At 59.6% G+C, this 17,651-nt stretch carries 18 protein-coding genes; 5 read left to right on the top strand and 13 right to left on the bottom strand.

The annotated features are described in order from the left end of the window. The 6 genes from msrQ to NN484_RS11835 form a co-directional block, all read right to left on the bottom strand. The coding region (msrQ, locus tag NN484_RS11810) for a protein-methionine-sulfoxide reductase heme-binding subunit MsrQ (RefSeq protein ID WP_215502119.1) at nucleotides 1-610 on the bottom strand (610 nt) is incomplete at its 3' end. Then, a complete protein-coding gene (msrP, locus tag NN484_RS11815; RefSeq protein WP_274659159.1) occupies nucleotides 610-1,623 on the bottom strand; it encodes a protein-methionine-sulfoxide reductase catalytic subunit MsrP in 1,014 nt (337 codons plus the stop codon). The genes msrQ and msrP, both read right to left, overlap by 1 nt. A gap of 63 nt (nucleotides 1,624-1,686) precedes the next feature. Continuing rightward, nucleotides 1,687-2,544 carry a CDP-diacylglycerol--serine O-phosphatidyltransferase gene (pssA, locus tag NN484_RS11820; RefSeq protein WP_127651995.1) on the bottom strand — a complete coding sequence of 286 codons (858 nt, stop codon included), beginning with the start codon at nucleotides 2,542-2,544 and terminating at the stop codon, nucleotides 1,687-1,689. A 148-nt stretch (nucleotides 2,545-2,692) separates the two neighbouring features. After that, nucleotides 2,693-3,709: a ketol-acid reductoisomerase gene (ilvC, locus tag NN484_RS11825; protein ID WP_003228216.1), complete on the bottom strand. Its 1,017-nt coding sequence runs from the start codon at nucleotides 3,707-3,709 to the stop codon at nucleotides 2,693-2,695. Between the two features lie 48 nt (nucleotides 3,710-3,757). Next, nucleotides 3,758-4,249, bottom strand: coding sequence for an acetolactate synthase small subunit (gene ilvN, locus NN484_RS11830; protein WP_003205610.1), 492 nt, complete (start codon nucleotides 4,247-4,249; stop codon nucleotides 3,758-3,760). Nucleotides 4,250-4,251: 2 nt separating this feature from the next. Further along, entirely contained in the window at nucleotides 4,252-5,976 is a 1,725-nt protein-coding gene (locus NN484_RS11835) for an acetolactate synthase 3 large subunit (RefSeq protein ID WP_098968456.1), read from the bottom strand. A 399-nt stretch (nucleotides 5,977-6,375) separates the two neighbouring features. On the opposite strand from NN484_RS11835, the gene NN484_RS11840 reads away from it, so the two are divergent. Continuing rightward, complete coding sequence (locus NN484_RS11840; protein ID WP_274659160.1) at nucleotides 6,376-6,792, top strand: DUF4124 domain-containing protein; 417 nt, start codon at nucleotides 6,376-6,378, stop codon at nucleotides 6,790-6,792. Between the two features lie 99 nt (nucleotides 6,793-6,891). On the opposite strand, the gene NN484_RS11845 is transcribed toward NN484_RS11840, so the two are convergent. From NN484_RS11845 to mrcB, 3 genes are read right to left on the bottom strand one after another with little or no spacing between them, the layout of a single operon-like run. Next, nucleotides 6,892-7,227, bottom strand: a complete 336-nt coding sequence (locus NN484_RS11845; RefSeq protein ID WP_215502122.1) for a YqcC family protein — start codon at nucleotides 7,225-7,227, stop codon at nucleotides 6,892-6,894. After that, the gene (locus NN484_RS11850) at nucleotides 7,227-7,985 is read right to left on the bottom strand and encodes a tetratricopeptide repeat protein (RefSeq protein WP_127651993.1); all 759 of its coding nucleotides are present in this window, start codon (nucleotides 7,983-7,985) and stop codon (nucleotides 7,227-7,229) included. Before NN484_RS11850 ends, NN484_RS11845 begins: the two co-directional genes overlap by 1 nt. 16 nt (nucleotides 7,986-8,001) lie before the next feature. Then, complete coding sequence (mrcB, locus tag NN484_RS11855) at nucleotides 8,002-10,326, bottom strand: penicillin-binding protein 1B (RefSeq protein ID WP_127651992.1); 2,325 nt, start codon at nucleotides 10,324-10,326, stop codon at nucleotides 8,002-8,004. Nucleotides 10,327-10,442: 116 nt separating this feature from the next. Here mrcB and NN484_RS11860 point away from each other — a divergent pair, with 116 nt between their 5' ends. The 4 genes from NN484_RS11860 to NN484_RS11875 all read left to right on the top strand — a co-directional run bounded on the left by NN484_RS11860 (nucleotide 10,443) and on the right by NN484_RS11875 (nucleotide 13,812). Then, entirely contained in the window at nucleotides 10,443-11,999 is a 1,557-nt protein-coding gene (locus tag NN484_RS11860) for a bifunctional aminoglycoside phosphotransferase/ATP-binding protein (protein ID WP_274659161.1), read from the top strand. Between the two features lie 91 nt (nucleotides 12,000-12,090). Continuing rightward, the gene (locus tag NN484_RS11865; protein ID WP_064589208.1) at nucleotides 12,091-12,435 is read left to right on the top strand and encodes a pentapeptide repeat-containing protein; all 345 of its coding nucleotides are present in this window, start codon (nucleotides 12,091-12,093) and stop codon (nucleotides 12,433-12,435) included. 288 nt (nucleotides 12,436-12,723) lie between these two features. After that, the gene (locus tag NN484_RS11870; RefSeq protein ID WP_064392505.1) at nucleotides 12,724-12,996 is read left to right on the top strand and encodes a TfoX/Sxy family protein; all 273 of its coding nucleotides are present in this window, start codon (nucleotides 12,724-12,726) and stop codon (nucleotides 12,994-12,996) included. Nucleotides 12,997-13,011: 15 nt separating this feature from the next. Continuing rightward, nucleotides 13,012-13,812: a Crp/Fnr family transcriptional regulator gene (locus NN484_RS11875; protein ID WP_274659162.1), complete on the top strand. Its 801-nt coding sequence runs from the start codon at nucleotides 13,012-13,014 to the stop codon at nucleotides 13,810-13,812. 226 nt (nucleotides 13,813-14,038) lie between these two features. Here NN484_RS11875 and NN484_RS11880 read toward each other — a convergent pair whose 3' ends face one another. From NN484_RS11880 to NN484_RS11895, 4 genes are read right to left on the bottom strand one after another with little or no spacing between them, the layout of a single operon-like run. Continuing rightward, complete coding sequence (locus NN484_RS11880; RefSeq protein ID WP_274659163.1) at nucleotides 14,039-14,893, bottom strand: ChaN family lipoprotein; 855 nt, start codon at nucleotides 14,891-14,893, stop codon at nucleotides 14,039-14,041. Between the two features lie 20 nt (nucleotides 14,894-14,913). Then, nucleotides 14,914-15,681, bottom strand: a complete 768-nt coding sequence (locus tag NN484_RS11885) for a heme ABC transporter ATP-binding protein (RefSeq protein ID WP_215502126.1) — start codon at nucleotides 15,679-15,681, stop codon at nucleotides 14,914-14,916. Then, nucleotides 15,681-16,664, bottom strand: a complete 984-nt coding sequence (locus NN484_RS11890; RefSeq protein ID WP_164747911.1) for a FecCD family ABC transporter permease — start codon at nucleotides 16,662-16,664, stop codon at nucleotides 15,681-15,683. Before NN484_RS11890 ends, NN484_RS11885 begins: the two co-directional genes overlap by 1 nt. Before the next feature lie 50 nt (nucleotides 16,665-16,714). After that, nucleotides 16,715-17,587 (bottom strand): heme/hemin ABC transporter substrate-binding protein, encoded by an 873-nt coding sequence (locus tag NN484_RS11895; RefSeq protein WP_274659164.1) that lies wholly within the window; start codon nucleotides 17,585-17,587, stop codon nucleotides 16,715-16,717. Nucleotides 17,588-17,651 lie beyond the last annotated feature (64 nt).

The following is a 17,651-nucleotide window of genomic DNA, read 5'->3' on the forward strand; positions in this document are numbered from 1 at the left end:
ATTGCAAAACCTGCTTTTTAGCCACTAAACGCGGGATTCGACGAGCAATCGCAGGCACACGCAGCAGTAAAAGCACGGTACCTATAAAGGCATAGATCGCCCACTCTTTAAGGTCTGCCCGCACAATCCACAGCATATGCAGCAATCCCAGCCCCAGAATCACGTACACCAACCGATGCAGTTTCTTCCAGCGCGTACCCAGACGACGCTGACTGTAGCGATTGGACGTGATCGCCAACGCCAACAATCCGAGAAAACCCAGCGCACCGACAATAATGTACGGCCGCTTACGCAACTCCACGCCCAACTGAGACCAGTCGAAACCCAGAATGAATGCCATATAGCTGCACAAGTGCAACACCACATACGCAAAACACCACAGCCCCAATTGACGACGCACAGCAATCCACCCCGCCCACCCGGTCAATTTCTGCAAGGGCGTCATGGATAATGTGATCAACAGCAACACCAACGTTCCCAGCCCCAGCCGATCAACCAGCACTTTGCCAGGATCCGGACCGAGCAAATCCGCAAACGCCTGATAAAACCAAAGCAATGGCCATATCGCCACAGCAATGAAAACGCCTACACGCCAGTACGGATATCGCATCAGTAGTTCTTCCGCAGATCGAGCCCTGCATAGAGAGAAGCGACTTCATCGGCGTAACCGTTGAACATCTGCGTATCACGCACGTTCGGTTTGAACAGACTGTTGGGCAACCGTCGCTCCCGCGCCTGAGTCCAGCGCGGGTGATCCACGGCAGGGTTAACGTTGGCATAGAAGCCGTATTCATCTGCAGCAATACTCTGCCAGGTAGTTTTCGGCTGCTCGCTGACCAGACTGATACGCACAATGGATTTGACGCTTTTGAAGCCATACTTCCACGGCACCACCAAGCGTAGCGGCGCACCGTTCTGATTCGGCAGCTCACGGCCATACATGCCAACCGCCAGAATCGCCAACGGGTTCATTGCCTCATCCAGACGCAAGCCTTCTACATAAGGCCAGTCGATCAGGGCGAAACCCGAGCGCTGCCCGGGCATGCTTTTAGGATCCTGCAAGGTTTCAAACCGAATGTACTTGGCGTTAGAGGTCGGTTCGACCTGCTTGAGCAGTGCAGAGATCGGAAAACCGATCCACGGGATAACCATCGACCAGGCTTCAACGCAGCGAAGGCGATAGATGCGCTCCTCCAACTGGTAAGGTTTCATGAAGTCTTCCAGCGCATAGCGCCCGGGCTTCCCCACCTCGCCATCCACGACCACACTCCACGGCTCGGTTTTCAGCGAACCGGCATTGGCTGCTGGATCGCCCTTATCGGTACCGAACTCATAGAAGTTGTTGTAGTGGGTCGCGTCTTTATAAGGCGTGATGGCCTCATCCTTGACGTTGACCGCGCCCCATTTAGTAGACAGGAGCTTATCGGCAAACCAGGTGGGCGCCTTGCCCGGCTCGACATCGGCATAGCGCGCCGCTTCTTCTGCGACAGCCCAACGTGGCAAGCTGCTCACGGCGATGCCTGCCGCGGTGGCTCCGAGCAGCTGTCGACGAGAAAGATAAATGGATTCAGGCGTGACATCCGACTCATGGCAGTCGGACGCTTTGGGGATTTTGATCAGCATGGCAACTCCGCAGCTTTGGAGGACAGATGCACCCATAGACTGCGGAGTATGCGGGAAATTACATCACTCGGCGTTTTTGTGACGACGAAGACGCAACAGGTATTGCACCGGGCCGGAAGCGGCGTAAGCGAGGAACACCAGCAGCAGAATCCGCGGTGGATCACTGAAGACCACGGCGAACACCAGCACCACCGCAAGGATCGCCACGAACGGCACACGGCCCTTCAAATCCAGCTCCTTGAAGCTGTTGTACTTGATGTTGCTGACCATCAGCATGCCGGCAGCCGCCACCATCAAGGCGACCAGGAACGACATCTTCGAACCCTGGATCCCGTAATCACTGAACGCCCAGACGATCCCCGCCACCACACCGGCAGCCGCCGGACTGGCCAGACCGATGAAGTAGCGCTTGTCTGCCGTACCGACCTGGGTATTGAAACGCGCCAGACGCAACGCGGCACCGGCGACATAGATGAAAGCGACCATCCAGCCGACCTTGCCCATGTCGCCCAGCGCCCAGCCGAAGGCCAGCAGCGCCGGCGCCACACCAAAGGCAACCATGTCGGACAGCGAGTCATACTCGGCACCGAACGCGCTTTGCGTATTGGTCATGCGCGCCACGCGACCATCGAGGCCGTCGAGCACCATGGCGACGAAGATCGCGATCGCGGCGAAGGCGAAATACTTGCTCGCGTTCGCAGAGTCCCCGGCGCTCAAGGCAGCCTGGGCACTCATCGAGTTGATGATGGAGTAAAACCCTGCAAACAGGTTCGCAGTGGTGAACAGGTTCGGCAGCAGATAGATACCACGATGCCGGACTTTACGACCTTCTGCGTCGTGCCCTTCTTCGATGTGTTCATCGATGGGCAGCAGGCTTTCGGCGTCAGAAGCCTGGTTCGGCTCTTCGGGACGTTCGCTCATGGACATTACCTTGCAACGTATTTGGAAAGTTTCGACAGGTGTCTGGGACGACGGTTCGGCCACAAACGCTGCAGCTTTATACCAGAACCTCCGGTTCAAACGAAAAAACGCGGCCGAGGCCGCGTTTTTTCATACAAGGGACGACGACTTAGTTTTTGGCTTTGTCGACGATCTTGTTGGCACCGATCCACGGCATCATGGAGCGCAGTTGCTCGCCGATGATTTCGATACCGTGAGCGGCGTTGTTACGACGCTTGGCGGTCATCGAAGGGTAGCCGGTTGCGCCCTCGCTGATGAACATTTTGGCGTACTCGCCGTCCTGAATACGTTTCAGGGCATTGCGCATGGCCTGACGGGATTCGGCGTTGATCACTTCCGGACCGGTCACGTACTCGCCGTATTCAGCGTTGTTGGAGATCGAGTAGTTCATGTTGGCGATACCGCCTTCATACATGAGGTCAACGATCAGTTTCAGTTCGTGCAGGCACTCGAAGTAGGCCATTTCCGGCGCGTAGCCAGCTTCAACCAGGGTTTCGAAACCGGCTTTTACCAGCTCAACGGTACCGCCGCACAGTACGGCTTGTTCGCCGAACAGGTCGGTTTCGGTCTCGTCCTTGAAGGTGGTTTCGATGATGCCGGTACGACCGCCACCCACGCCAGCAGCGTAGGACAGGGCTACGTTTTTGGCGTTGCCCGAAGCGTCCTGGTAGATCGCGATCAGGTCAGGGATACCGCCGCCCTTCACGAACTCGGAACGCACGGTGTGGCCCGGGGCTTTCGGCGCGATCATGATCACGTCGAGGTCGGCACGCGGAACAACCTGGTTGTAGTGAATCGCGAAGCCGTGGGAGAAGGCCAGGGTGGCGCCTTTCTTGATGTTCGGCTCGATTTCGTTCTTGTACAGCGAGGACTGGAACTCGTCCGGGGTCAGGATCATGACCAGGTCGGCAGCAGCAACAGCGGAAGCAACGTCGGTCACTTTCAGGCCGTGAGCTTCGGCTTTGGCAACAGTGGCCGAACCTTTACGCAGACCGACGGTAACGTCGACACCGGAGTCTTTCAGGTTGCATGCCTGGGCGTGGCCCTGGGAACCGTAACCGATGATGGCAACTTTCTTGCCCTGGATGATCGACAGGTCGCAGTCTTTATCGTAGAAAACTTTCATGAATTTCCCCTATATATCCAGGCCGTTCAGGCCATTCGCTAATTTGGTTTAGATGCTGAGTACTTTGTCGCCGCGGGCAATGCCGGTCACGCCGCTACGGACGGTTTCCAGAATCGATGCGGTGCCGATGGACTGAATGAAGCTGTCGAGCTTGTCGCTGGTACCGGTCAGTTGAACGGTATACACGCTGGCGCTGACATCGACGATCTGTCCACGGTAAATATCGGTGGTGCGTTTGATCTCGGCGCGCTGGGCGCCAGTGGCCTTGACCTTGACCAGCATCAGCTCGCGCTCGATATGAGCGCTTTCCGACAGGTCCACCAGCTTGACCACTTCGATCAGCTTGTTCAGGTTTTTGGTGATCTGCTCGATGATTTCATCATGGCCGACAGTGGTCAGCGTCAGACGCGACAGAGTCGGGTCTTCGGTCGGCGCCACGGTCAGGCTTTCGATGTTGTAGTTACGCTGCGAGAACAGGCCGACTACGCGAGACAAAGCGCCGGGTTCGTTTTCCAGAAGCAGGGAAATAATGTGCCGCATGATTAAGTACGCTCCGTCTTGCTCAGCCACATATCGCGCATCGAGCCGTCTTTGATCTGCATCGGATAGACGTGCTCGCTGGTATCGACCGAAATATCGATCACCACCAGACGATCTTTCATGGCGAACGCTTCTTCCATCTTCGACTTCAAATCTTTCGAATCGGTGATGCGCACGCCAACGTGACCGTAGGCTTCAGCCAGTTTGACGAAGTCAGGCAGCGACTCCATATAAGAGTGCGAGTGACGGCTACCGTAGCTCATGTCCTGCCACTGACGAACCATCCCCAGAACGCCGTTGTTCAGGATGACGATTTTCACCGGCAAGCCGTATTGCAGGCAGGTCGACAGCTCCTGGATGTTCATCTGGATGCTGCCTTCGCCGGTGACGCAGGCAACGTCGTCATCCGGGAAGCTCAACTTGATGCCCATGGCCGCCGGGAAACCGAAGCCCATGGTGCCCAGACCACCGGAGTTGATCCAGCGGTTCGGCTTGTTGAACTTGTAGTACTGCGCAGCGAACATCTGGTGCTGGCCCACGTCGGAAGTGATGAAGGCATCGCCTTTAGTCACTTCGCACAGAGTCTCGATCACGGTCTGTGGCTTGATCAGGCTGCCGTCGCCCTTTTCATAAGGGAACAGGCCACGATCACCGCGCCATTCGTCGACTTGCTTCCACCAGCTGGCGACGGACTCCTTGTTCGGGGTCTCGCCGATTTCCTTGAGGATCGCGACCATTTCGGTCAGGACGCTCTCCACCGGACCAACGATTGGCACGTCGGCCTTGATGGTCTTGGAGATCGAAGCCGGGTCGATGTCGATGTGAATGATCTTGGCGTTCGGGCAGAACTTCGCCGCGCCGTTGATCACCCGGTCATCGAAACGTGCGCCAACGGCCAGGATCACATCGGCATGGTGCATCGCCAGGTTGGCGGTGTAGCTGCCGTGCATGCCGAGCATGCCGATGAACTGACGGTCGGTGCCTGGGAAACCGCCCAGGCCCATCAAGGTGTTGGTCACTGGCAGGTTGAGCATTTTCGCCAGTTCGGTCAGCGGTGCGGAACCGTTGCCCAGAATCACGCCACCACCGGAATAGAGCACAGGGCGCTTGGCCGCCAGGAGCATTTCTGCCGCCTTGCGGATTTGCCCGGAGTGACCACGAACGGCCGGACTGTAGGAACGCAGCTTGGCTTTTTTCGGGAAGATGTATTCGAACTTCTCGGCCGGGTTGGTCATGTCTTTCGGGATATCGACCACGACCGGGCCCGGACGACCGGATTGCGCCAGGTAGAACGCCTTCTTCATGACTTCCGGGATTTCCGAGGCGTGCTTGATCATGAAGCTGTGCTTCACGATCGGCCGGGAGATACCGATCATGTCGGTTTCCTGGAACGCGTCGGTGCCGACCATGGTGCTAGGCACCTGACCGGAAATGATCACCATTGGAATCGAATCCATATAGGCGGTGGCGATACCGGTGATGGCGTTTGTGGCGCCTGGACCGGAAGTCACCAATACCACGCCGGCTTTACCGGTGGCACGGGCGTAGCCGTCAGCCATATGGGTAGCCGCTTGTTCGTGACGAACCAGGATGTGGGTCACTTCCGGTTCTTTGAACAGGGCATCGTAAACATGCAGGAGAGCACCACCCGGGTACCCGTAGATATATTTGACGCCTTCGTCACGCAAGAAGCGGACGAGCATCTCACCGCCAGATAAAAGCTCCACGTTGTTCACCTCTAAAACGCCAGAATACCGTCCACAAAAAAGGGGCGGGTCTTAATAGGTTTACTTCTCGGCAGAGCATGAGCGACGGTGGTCGCCGACTACGTCAGCACTGACTGAGCAAGTATTGGGATCGTCCCAAGTGTTGCGGGCCTTTCCCACCCAGCGCGAGGTAACGCGTTGCGGGTGTAACAGGTCGACGCGGATATGCGCCTCATGATCTACCGAGTGGGTCTGCTTCTGGCAGTCCCTCTACAGCGGACTTTGGATTCTTCTGTTTCGCCCTCTCCAAGTCAAGCCGTCAATGTGCTTAATTGTGGGTAAGCACATGAGAACGCAAGAAAAAACCTGAAAACCGCTACTCTGTTAGCGTCAATTGCGCAATTTTGCCAAGGAATCAGCATGCGAACGCTTCTGTTAACTCTGCTGATCGGCCTCAGCCCCTGGTGCTCGGCCGCTCAAATCTACAAATGGGTCGATGCCCAAGGCGTCACGCACTTCGATGCGCAGCCTCCACAAGGTCAGCCGGCCACCACTGTGCAAACGCCCTCCTCGCCCCCGCCGAAACCTGCAGCAATGTCTGGCAGCGGCGCGCTGGGCGATCAGAAAGCTATCGACGACAAGGTCAAGAAACAGGTAGCCGAGCAGCAGGCGCAGCTCAAGGCGTTTTGCGAACAGGCACGGACGAACCTGGCGCAACTGCAGAACAATCCGCGCTTGAGGGAGGAAGTGGAGGGAGAAACGCGGCGCCTCGACGATGCACAACGGCAGGAGCGCATTGTCGAAGCACAGAAACAGATCGCGCAGAACTGCGAATAGCGACGTGTAGGAGCTGCCGCAGGCTGCGATCTTTTGATTCTGTTTTTAAAGCAAGATCAAAAGATCGCAGCCTGCGGCAGCTCCTACAGGGGATCGGCGTTAGCGGGAGGCGGTGATCAGCAGGTCGAACTCTTTGAGCAGCACCTGCAGCTGTCGATCCTTGCCCTGCAGATTGCGCTGGGCAAAGACCATTTCGGCCATTTCCTGAATGCCCGAGGCATTGGGCAGCGGCAGGTCCTGTTCGAGGATCATCTTCATTCGCGGCAGGAAGATCCATTGCAGCCATTGCTCGAAATCCAGCGTGTCGACCGAAAACGGTTCGACACTGCTCAGGGCTTCGACCGACGGCTGAACCTCATCCCACCATCCCTGCGTGCGCAGTTCGCGCTCGATCAGCAGTAACTGGTCGGCGATTTTCGGGAAGCGAGTATCCATCAGAGCGAAACCTTGGCCTTCTGACGGGCCAGCGCTGCACCGGCGGAATCGCCCTGCTTCTCACGGGACTGCGCGATGATTTCCCACAGATTGGCTTGCAGATCCGGACGGCCGTTGGCCATGGTCAGCGCGCGACGGGCAAACTGCTCGGCCTGCGGCGCATCACCTTGCGCCATACGCACCTGCGCCAGACGATAAAGCACTTGCGGCTCACGCGGGGCGACGCGCTGGGCACGCTCCAGGCTGGAGGACGCACCATTGAGATCGCCGCCAGCCTGTTGCTGCTGCGCGGTGGTCAGCAAGGCGAGCACCGGACCGTCCAGTTGCTCGTCCGCCGACAGACCGCCGCCGCTGTTGCTGGCCGAAGGAATGCCGCTTGGCGTCGACGGCATGCTGTAGCTACCAGAGTTGATCGGCGCCGACTCGACCGACGACGGGTTGTACGGCCCCGGGGTGATACCGCCGGAAGCCGGGCCCGGAACGATCGGCGACGTGCTGATCGGCGCCGATGTCGTGGCACCGCCACCTGGCACCATCACCACTACGCCAGTGTCGCCTTGCGGGATGGCCTGGGATTGCGCCTGGCCCTGCACCGGGCGCTTGACTGTCGTCTTGCGGAAACCGCCGTTGGCCGACAGGCGCTCGCTGTTGGACACCGTCGTGCCGGAGTCCACCACCGGGATCGAACCACGCTGTACGGTAGAGCAGCCGCTGAGCAAAGCCACGGCGGTCACCGCTGGAATCAACCACTTGTTCACTTGAAACCCTCTTTGCTTAATTCATCCAGCCCTTGACCCAATCCATCACCGACTCCGGCGAAGCAGGCGTCTCGCTTGCACACGCGGCGCCGGGTGGCGGTTCGCTGCCGCGAATATACGGCATCTGCACTGCCCCCGGACAGTTGGCGTCAGAGCCTTGTCCGGTACGCGAATCGACCCACGCCTGAACGATGTTGTCCGGCTGCGGCATGTCCAGCGGCAGCGGGTCGGCCTTGCGCATGAAACTGGTCCAGACCTGCAGCGCACCGGTCGCCCCGGTAAACGGGGTCTTGCCGTTGTCGTCACGTCCGAGCCAGACCACCGCCAGCAGATCCTGACTGAAACCGGCGAACCAGCTGTCGCGCGAATCGTTACTGGTGCCCGTCTTGCCGGCCAGCGTCAGGGTTTTGGGCAGCACGTTATAGACCGAGCTGCCGGTACCTTCACGCATCACCCGCTGCATGGCGTTCTGGATCAGGTAGATGGACGCCGGATCGAAACGCTGCTCGATCTGGAACGGATAACGCTTGAGCGGCTCGCCCTCGGCAGTCAGTACGCTGCGAATCCCGCGCATCGGCGTATTGAAACCGCCGTTGGCGAGGGTCTGGTACATGGTCGCCACTTCGATCGGGGTCATGCCGCCAGCACCCAGCAACATCGACGGGAACGCCGGGAATTCACGGGTCACACCCAGACGCGCAAGGGTCTTGAGCACATTCGGCACACCGACTTCCAGGCCCAGACGCGAGGTCGACAAGTTGTAGGAGTGCGCCAGCCCTTGATAGAGGAACACCGTGCCGTGGGAGCGTCGATCATAGTTCTGCGGCTTCCACACCTGGCCATCAGCGCCTTTGATCGACAACGGATCATCCGACAGCCAACTGGTCAGCGTGTAGTGGCTCGGTTTCTCCAGCGCGGTCAGATACACCGCGGGCTTGACCAGGGAGCCGATCGGCCGCACGGCGTCCAGCGCCCGGTTGAAACCGGCGTAACTGGCCTGACGGCTACCGATCATCGCCTGGACTTCGCCGGTTTCCGGGTTGGTCACGACCATCGCCGCTTCCACGTCATCGGAGCCCTTGCGTCCGGCCAGCCGCTTGAAGGTGTCGTTGACCGACGCTTCGGCCTTCATTTGCAGAATCGGGTCGAAACTGGTGAAGATCCGCAGGCCTTCTTCGGTCAAGTCTTCGTCGCGATAGTCTTCGCGCAATTGGCGTTTGACCAGATCGATGAAGCCCGGGAACGAGCTGTCGGCGAGCTTGCCGCGCGTCGTCACACCCAGCGGCATTTTCTTCGCCGCTTCGACCTGTTCGGCAGTCGCCACGCCTTGCTGTTCAAGCACGTCGAGCACCAGGTTACGGCGCTCCAGCGCACGCTCCGGGTTGCGACGCGGGTTGTAGTAGGACGGGCCCTTGACCATGCCGACCAGCAGCGCGACCTGATGCAGCTTCAGCTCGGACAATGGCTGGCCGAAGAAGAACTGACTGGCCAGACCGAAGCCGTGCACTGCGCGCTGACCGTCTTGCCCGACAAAGACTTCGTTGAGGTACGCCTCAAGAATTTCCTTCTTGTCGTAATGCAGCTCCAGCAGCATCGCCATCATCGCTTCGGTGAGCTTGCGGCTCAGGCTGCGTTCGTTGGTGAGGTAGAAGTTCTTGACCAGTTGCTGGGTCAGCGTACTGCCGCCCTGGGTCATCTTGCCGCCAGAGGTGTTGACCCAGATGGCCCGGGCAATCGATTTCGGCGACACGCCCCAGTGGCTGTAATAGTCGCGATCTTCAACCGCGACCAGGGTTTCCAGCAGGTACGGCGGCACCTGATCGAGCTTGATCAGAATGCGGTCTTCAAGGTTTTTCGGGTAAATGCCGCCGATCATCAGCGGCTCCAGCCGCACCACGGACAATTTCGAACCATTGAGCCCCGAGAGCTCGGCCACATAGTCACCCGAGAAGCGCACGCGCACCGGCTGGGCTTTTTCCAGGCCTTCATAGAACTGGAAACCACGGGTGTTCAGGTCGACGGTATTGCCGCTGACCGCCGCAGCGCCGGGGCCATTGCTCACGGCTTCGCGGCGATAGCCGAGGGCATCGAGTTCGGTCAGGAAATCGTCCTTGCTGAGCTTTTGTCCGACGAACAGCTCAAGCGGACGCGCGTATACCTTGGCCGGAATAGTCCAGCGCTTGCCGGAGAACTTCTCCTGCACCACGGCATCGAGGTAAACGGCGAAGCCGGCCAGCACCACAAGGCCGACCAGACTGAGTTTAATGGCCCAGCCCAACCATGGGCTCAAGCCCTTGGCAGGTGGTTTTTTCTTGGTACGGGGGGATCGAGTTCGAGTCATGGCGGCGGATTATACGCACTTTATTCATACTCAACAGGAGCGCTCCGAGGTTTGCGTCAGGCTGGCGAGCGGCCATAATGGCGACCTCGAATTTCCCAGTCTCTGAAGGATCGCCCGTGAGCCAGTCCCTGATCGCTGCCCTGCAAAACCCGGCCCTCTACCCGCACCCCGTCGAAGGGTTCCAGGTCATCGAAACCCACATCTCGTGGGTGATCCTCACTGGCCCCTTTGCCTATAAAGTGAAGAAACCGGTGAATTTCGGCTTCCTCGACTTCACCAGCCTCGAATCGCGCGAGCACTTCTGCGCTGAAGAACTGCGCCTGAACCAGCGCCTGACCGATGATTTGTATCTGGACGTGTTGCCGGTCACCGGCAGCGTCGAAGCGCCACAACTGGGCGGCGACGGCCCGGTGATCGAATACGTGCTGAAGATGCGTCAGTTCCCGCAGACCGGCCTGCTCAGCACCTTGCAAGCCAATGGCGAACTGACCACTCGGCACATCGATGAAATGGCCGAGCAAATTGCTCACTTCCACCTCAGCGCGCCGAAAGTCCCGGCCGAACACGACGCCGGCACGCCGGACAGCGTGATGGCCCCGGTCTCGCAAAACTTCGAACAGATCCTGCCGTTCCTCAGCGACAAAAACGATCTGCTGCAACTCGAAGCGCTGAAAGCCTGGGCCGAAAGCAGCTTCGAACGCCTCAAGCCACTGTTCGCCCAGCGCAAGGCCGAGGGTTTCACCCGCGAATGCCACGGTGACATCCACTTGGGCAACGCCACCGTCATCGACGGCAAAGTGGTGATCTTCGACTGCATCGAGTTCAACGAACCGTTCCGCTTCACCGACGTCTGGGCCGACACCGGTTTCCTGGCGATGGACCTGGAAGACCGTGGCCTGAAATCCCTGGCCCGTCGCTTCATCAGCCAGTACCTGGAGCTGACCGGCGACTATCAGGGCCTGGAAGTGCTGAACTTCTACAAAGCCTACCGCGCGCTGGTTCGTGCCAAGGTTGCTCTGTTCAGCATGCCGGCGGACGCCACGCCGGTGCAGCGCGCCACCACCCTGCGCCAGTACCGCAACTACGCCAACCTGGCGGAAAGCTACAGCACCATTCCTTCGCGCTTCATGGCCATTACCCACGGCGTATCGGCAGTCGGCAAGAGCCACGTGGCGATGCGTCTGGTCGAAGCACTGGGCGCGATTCGCCTGCGTTCCGACGTCGAACGCAAGCGCCTGTTCGGCGAGCAAACCGTGGCCAACGACGTGCAGGCCGGTATTTACAGTGCCGATGCCAGCGCTGCCACCTACGCCCGCCTGCATGAAATCGCTGAAGTGATCCTGCATGCCGGTTTCCCGGTGGTGATCGACGCGACTTACCTCAAGCGCGAACAACGCGACAGCGCAGCAAAAATCGCCGAAGCCACCGGCACGCCGTTCCTGATCCTCGACTGCAACGCGCCGCAAGCGGTGATCGAGAGCTGGCTGGCGATTCGTCAGGCGGACAAGAAAGATCCGTCCGACGCCACGCTGGCCGTGATCGAGGCGCAACAGGCCAGTCGCGAAGCACTGACGCCGGAAGAGATCCTGCGCAGCAAGCGCGTGCAAACCAATGAAAGCGGGACCCTGGACACCGTCGTGGCGCAAATCCGCCAGCGCCTGCCGGGCCTGTAAGAAACTATTTCGGTCGTGAAGTCCTCGCTGGCTTCACGGCCGCCAAATAGTGGCACTATACTGGCGTCATAAAACCAACAGGTGATGTGACATGAGCCAGCCGAAACTTCTCGACACCCCGCTTTATGCCTTGCTGCACAAAGACGACATCGCAGGCTTCAACAAGGAACGCCCGAAGGACGGACCGATCGACATGGTCGGTGGCGATTTCCGTGGCCTTGATCTGCGTGAACTGAACGCCGATGGCGTGGATTTCAGGGACGCGTACTTCCGTTCCGCCGATTTGCGCGGTATCGATTTCCGTAATTCATCGCTCGAAGGCGCGAGCCTGGCCCACGCACAGATTTCCGGGGCGTACTTTCCGCCGGAACTGAGTGCCGACGAAATCCTGATGTCGATGAATTTTGGTACGCGCTTGCGTTATCGCACCCGCTGATACACCCATTTTTCCCTGACACAACGCCTCCACCCTGTAGGAGCGAGCCTGCTCGCGAAGACGTAGTGTCAGTCACCATAAATTTGAGCTTTAAACCGCTTTCGCGAGCGGGCCCACTCATACATTGATGTGTGTTTTCTCCCTTCTTTTTGCGTTCGCAGGCCTTTCAAGCTCCCTTTCTTAGAAGCGTTTGCGTTGAATCCGACCAAACAACCACGCTTTTCCTACTGATGGCTACACTCCTGAGAAGATCGCCCACGCACCATTCGGCCGTCGCAAGGAGGCTTGATGAATGATGAACTGCAACACCTGAAGAATCTTGGCAAGACGTCGGCGCAATGGCTGCATGCCGTGGGCATCCACAGCGCCTCGGACTTGCGTCGCCTGGGGGCGGTGGATGCCTATCGGGCCGTGCGTACCCGCGGGTTTCGCGCATCAAAGGTGTTGCTGTATGCGATCGAAGGGGCGTTGATGGATGTGCACTGGAACGACATCCCTGCCGAACGCAAAGACGCTTTGAACAAGCAGCTCGATGCCATCTCTTCGCGTCACAAGAACTGAACAGGCCTGACTGCCATGTACCTGCTTGGGGAACAATCGGTACCAGTCGATGCACTGATCAATCGTTTGCAGAGCTTGCCTGCACGCTGGCTCGAAGGGCTTGCGCCGTGCGGGCCGACGCTGGAGCCGGAAACCTCTGACGATCTGCAGCGACAATTACCCGGCGATCAACTGTTTATGCTGACAGAAGGCGTGATCAACGGCTGCATTGGCGGGCGCGCGATCGTTTATTGGCAGGAAGGCGACTTGATCGGTCTACAACAGGGCCAGGCCTGGTCTGACTGCCGCCTGTGCAGTGACGGACCATTGCGGTTGCTGCCGTATCGACGCACTGAACTGATTCAACACGTGTTTGCCGAGCCTGAGCGGGCCGAGCAATTGCTGGAGTACCTACTGGGGCAGATGGCGATGCTGGCCCATGCGGTGGCCGAACTGAAACCCCGGGAGTTTCGCAGCACCAATGGCTTCAAGCGGGTCGAGAGCGGTGAAGTGTTGATCCAGCAGGGCGATGTTGCCGATCACGTCTTTGTGCTCATCGAGGGGCATGCCGAAGCGTTTGTTGACGGGCACAAGGTTGGTGAAGTGCCAAAGGACGAGATTTTCGGCGCCATGGCAGTGTTCACCGGTGAACCGCGCAATGCCACGGTCATCGCTCGCGAGCCGAGCACCGTGATGCTGATCCCCGGCGATCAGTTTCTGAACATGACCCGCAACAATCCGAAAATCGCTCACAGCCTGATTGAGAGCATGGCCCGGCGCATCGGCCAGCTCAACCAGCAGATTACCCGGATGAGCGCACCCGAAGGTCAGCGTTAAGTCCCGTGTTTCCGGGGCATTCCGGCTATTTAAACGACTAAATCAAGCAAATCGAGAAACAGAGGTTGACTCGTTAATGAGAATCGCTATGATTATCACAACTGGTCGCGAGATCAGTCGATATTCTGAAAAGCCCTTGGTTCGGACTCTCAGATTATCTCCTCATCAGGCTAATCACGGTTATTTGACCCGGTTTTTACCGGGTCTTTTTTTGCCTGTGGAAAAGTCATTGGCCGAACTGTTTGCGCATCTGAGCGCAGTAATCCTGCTTGGGTGTCGCGGGGGTGTACCAGACGTAATCGGCCATCGCGGCGCTGACCTCAGCCCCCTGCTCGGCCAAGAGCAGCACCGTCGGCGCCCGGGCTGCGCCCAGATCCACAACATGCAGCGGCACGCCAACATCCTTGCGCGCATGCCAGGCCCCTGCCAACAGTACGGCTGGCGTGGGCGCCGCGAGCAAGCGTTCGGCCATGCGTCGATCGCGCTGCTGCTGGACGGCAAGCATCGCCGGCATTTGTGATTTTGGCAGCAAGCCGCAGTGTGATTCGCTGATCTGCTCAAGCAGCGTGGTCTTCACCGAAGCCGCATTGCTGAGAGCACCGCTCAGGTCTGGCGGCTGACGATAGAAGGCGCGGATTTCGCGGTTATCCAGATTGGCCGCCAACAACGGATAGGGTTGCGTGAGGGCGAACCGAACGATCGGCCCATAGAGATTCCAATCCCAACCGTCCTCCCAGGCCAATGCGCCGGGAAGATCAGTGGGCGGCGTGACCGCGTGACGAACTTGATCAACTTTCGGCTGTTGATCAGGCGTGAGCATTTCCAGCAGCAAACTGCCTTGGGGCCGCTGCTCACCGAGCGTCTGCAACAGCCACAACTGCACAGTGTGGTGATCAGCGTTGTCATGTTGTTCACCGATGATCAGCTGTTGCGGCTTGGCCAAACGCGTCAGCAGTTCCTCTGCTGTCAGTAACTCGCCGCTGTGCAGATCGCGAATCTCGCCGCTGATCGGCGGGGGCGGCGCGGCAACATGCTGACACCCCGCCAGCAGCAACACGATCAATAGCCACATCCCGCGCATGCCATCACCTCGATGAAAAATCAGCGGGCGATGATCAGCGGATGCCCACGTTCCGGGTGCGGCTGCACCAATACCTCGAGACCGAAAACGGCTTTGAGCGTATCCGGTCGCAATACCTGCTGCGGCGTATCCAACGCCACCGGGCGCCCGCCTTCGAGCAACAACACACGATCACAATAGCGCGCCGCCAGATTCAGATCATGCAGAATGACCAGCACTGCCGCGCCACGATCGGCAAATTCGCGTACCGCCTGCAGCGTCGTATGCTGATGCAGCGGATCGAGCATCGAAGTCGGCTCGTCCAGCAACAAGCTTTGCCCGGCCTGCCCCGGCCACAGTTGCGCCAACACCCGCGCCAGATGCACGCGCTGACGCTCGCCGCCCGACAATGCCAGATAACTGCGACCGCTCAGATGCCCGGCATCCGCCGCCTCCAGTGCTGCCGCGACAATCTCGTCATCGCGCACCCGACCGCTCTGATAAGGCAGGCGGCCCATGCCAACCACCTCCTCGACGCGAAAGGCAAAGTCCAGCGTCGACACCTGCGGCAGCACCGCCAGACGCTGCGCGCGCTGGGTGCCCGTCCAGTGACTCAAGGCCTGGCCCTCAAGCGAAACCTCGCCTTCACTGGCCGTCAGTTCGCCGCACAGGGCGCCGAGCAGCGTGCTTTTACCGGCACCGTTCGGCCCGAGCACACCCAGCACCTCACCCGGTTCAAGTTGCAGGCTGACCTCGCTGAGCACCGTCTTGCGCCCACGACGGATATGCAGGTTGTGCGCACACAGCATCAGGCACGCCCTCGCAACAGCAGATAAAGGAAGAACGGCGCACCGATAAACGCAGTGACAATACCGATCGGCAACTCCGCCGGCGCCAGCGCCAGCCGCGCCACCAGATCCGCCAGCAACAGCAGGCTGGCCCCGGCCAACAGCGACGCCGGCAACAGCACCCGATGATCCGGTCCAGCCAATAAACGCACCAGATGCGGCACCACCAGCCCGACGAAACCAATCATCCCCGCAGCCGCGACGGCCGCACCAACCCCCAGCGCGGTGCAAAACACCAATTCGCGCTTGAGCCGCTCGACATCGATCCCCAGGTGCCCCGCCTCGGACTCCCCGAGCAACAAGGCATTCAGGGCTTTGGCGCGACGCGGCAACCACAATGCCACACCGGTGCTGATGATCAGCAAAGGCCAGAGCCGCGCATAACTGGCGCCATTGAGGCTGCCCAGGTTCCAGAACGTCAGCGTGCGCAGGGTCGCGTCATCTGCCAGATAAGTGAACAGTCCCACCGCCGAGCTTGCCAGCGCCGTCAGGGCGATCCCCGCCAGCAGCATGGTCGCGACGTTGGTCTGACCGTTGCGCCGCCCGAGCCGATAGACCAGCGCGGTCACCCCGAGCCCACCGAGAAACGCACACGCCGATAACAGATACGGCCCGAACCACTCCGGCAAACCTCCAAAAAACGTACCACCGACAATCGCCACTGCTGCGCCCAGCGCCGCGCCACTGGACACCCCGACCAACCCGGGATCGGCCAATGGATTGCGAAACAAGCCCTGCATCGCCACACCGGACAGCGCCAGCACACCACCCACCGCTAACCCGAGCAAGGTGCGTGGCAAGCGAATTTGCCCGAGGATCAGTTCAGCCTGCTCCAGACCGTCCGGCGCCAGCGGCACGCCGAGCATGCGTAACGCAGCACGCAGGGTATCCAACAGCGGCAGACTGACCGGACCCAGCGCCAATGACAGCCAGATGGCCAGCAGACACAACAGTGTCAGGCCGATGAACAGGCTGCGGGGTTTGACCAATGGGGTCATGGGTGGCCCTTGGTCGGGTAGAAACCGTCAGACAGACGCTGCAACGCCGCCGGCAAACGTGGCCCGAGCCCACCGACCAGCAGCGTCGGATCCAGCTCCAGCACCCGTCCGGCCTTGGCCGCGCGACTTGATTGGAGAATCGGGTTTTCCTTGAACAGCGCCGCTTTCGCGGCCGCACCGCTCAGCGCGCGATCGGCGAACACCAGCACCTGCGGATCGAGACCGGCCAGCGATTCCACAGAGAACGGTTTGTAACCGGTATGCGTCGCCAGGTTATGCCCGCCCGCCTGTTGCAATAGCCAGTCGGCAGCAGTGTCTTTACCGGCGATCAACGGTTTGCCGCCGGCATGCCCGATCAGCACCAGCACGCCGGGGGCTTTATGCTCAGTCTGCAACTTGGCGACCCGGGATTTCTGCACCGCGAGTTGCTGTCGATAACTCTCCAGCAACTGAGTCGCCTGCGATTGCGCGCCCAGCAACTGCCCCAGATGCGTGACGTTTTCCTCCAGCGTCGGCAGATCCGGCTGCGCCGAGAACAGTTCAACCCGCACCTTGGCGCTCTTCACTTGGGCAATGACCGGCGGCGGCCCCATTTCTTCGGTGCCGATGAGAATGTCCGGGCGCAGGCTGAGAATGCCTTCTGCCGACAGGCTGCGCTGATAGCCGATGCTCGGCAGTGTCTTCAGCGCCTCAGGATGCTGGCTGGTGGTGTCGACGCCGACCAGTTTCGATTGGCCGCCCAGCGCACTCACCCACTCCGACAGCGCGCCACCGGCACTGACCCAACGTTGTGGCAAATCGGCCGCTAGTGCCTGCAGGCTGGCGACCAGTCCGACACACAGCACAACAACGTGGGTACTCAGGCGCATACGCAGCTTTCCTTGAACAGTTTTCCCGGGCAGCGGAACAGCAGGCCAAGTATCCTTGGCGATG

The organism is Pseudomonas serboccidentalis, from assembly GCF_028830055.1.
In the GTDB taxonomy this organism is placed as follows: domain Bacteria; phylum Pseudomonadota; class Gammaproteobacteria; order Pseudomonadales; family Pseudomonadaceae; genus Aquipseudomonas; species Aquipseudomonas serboccidentalis.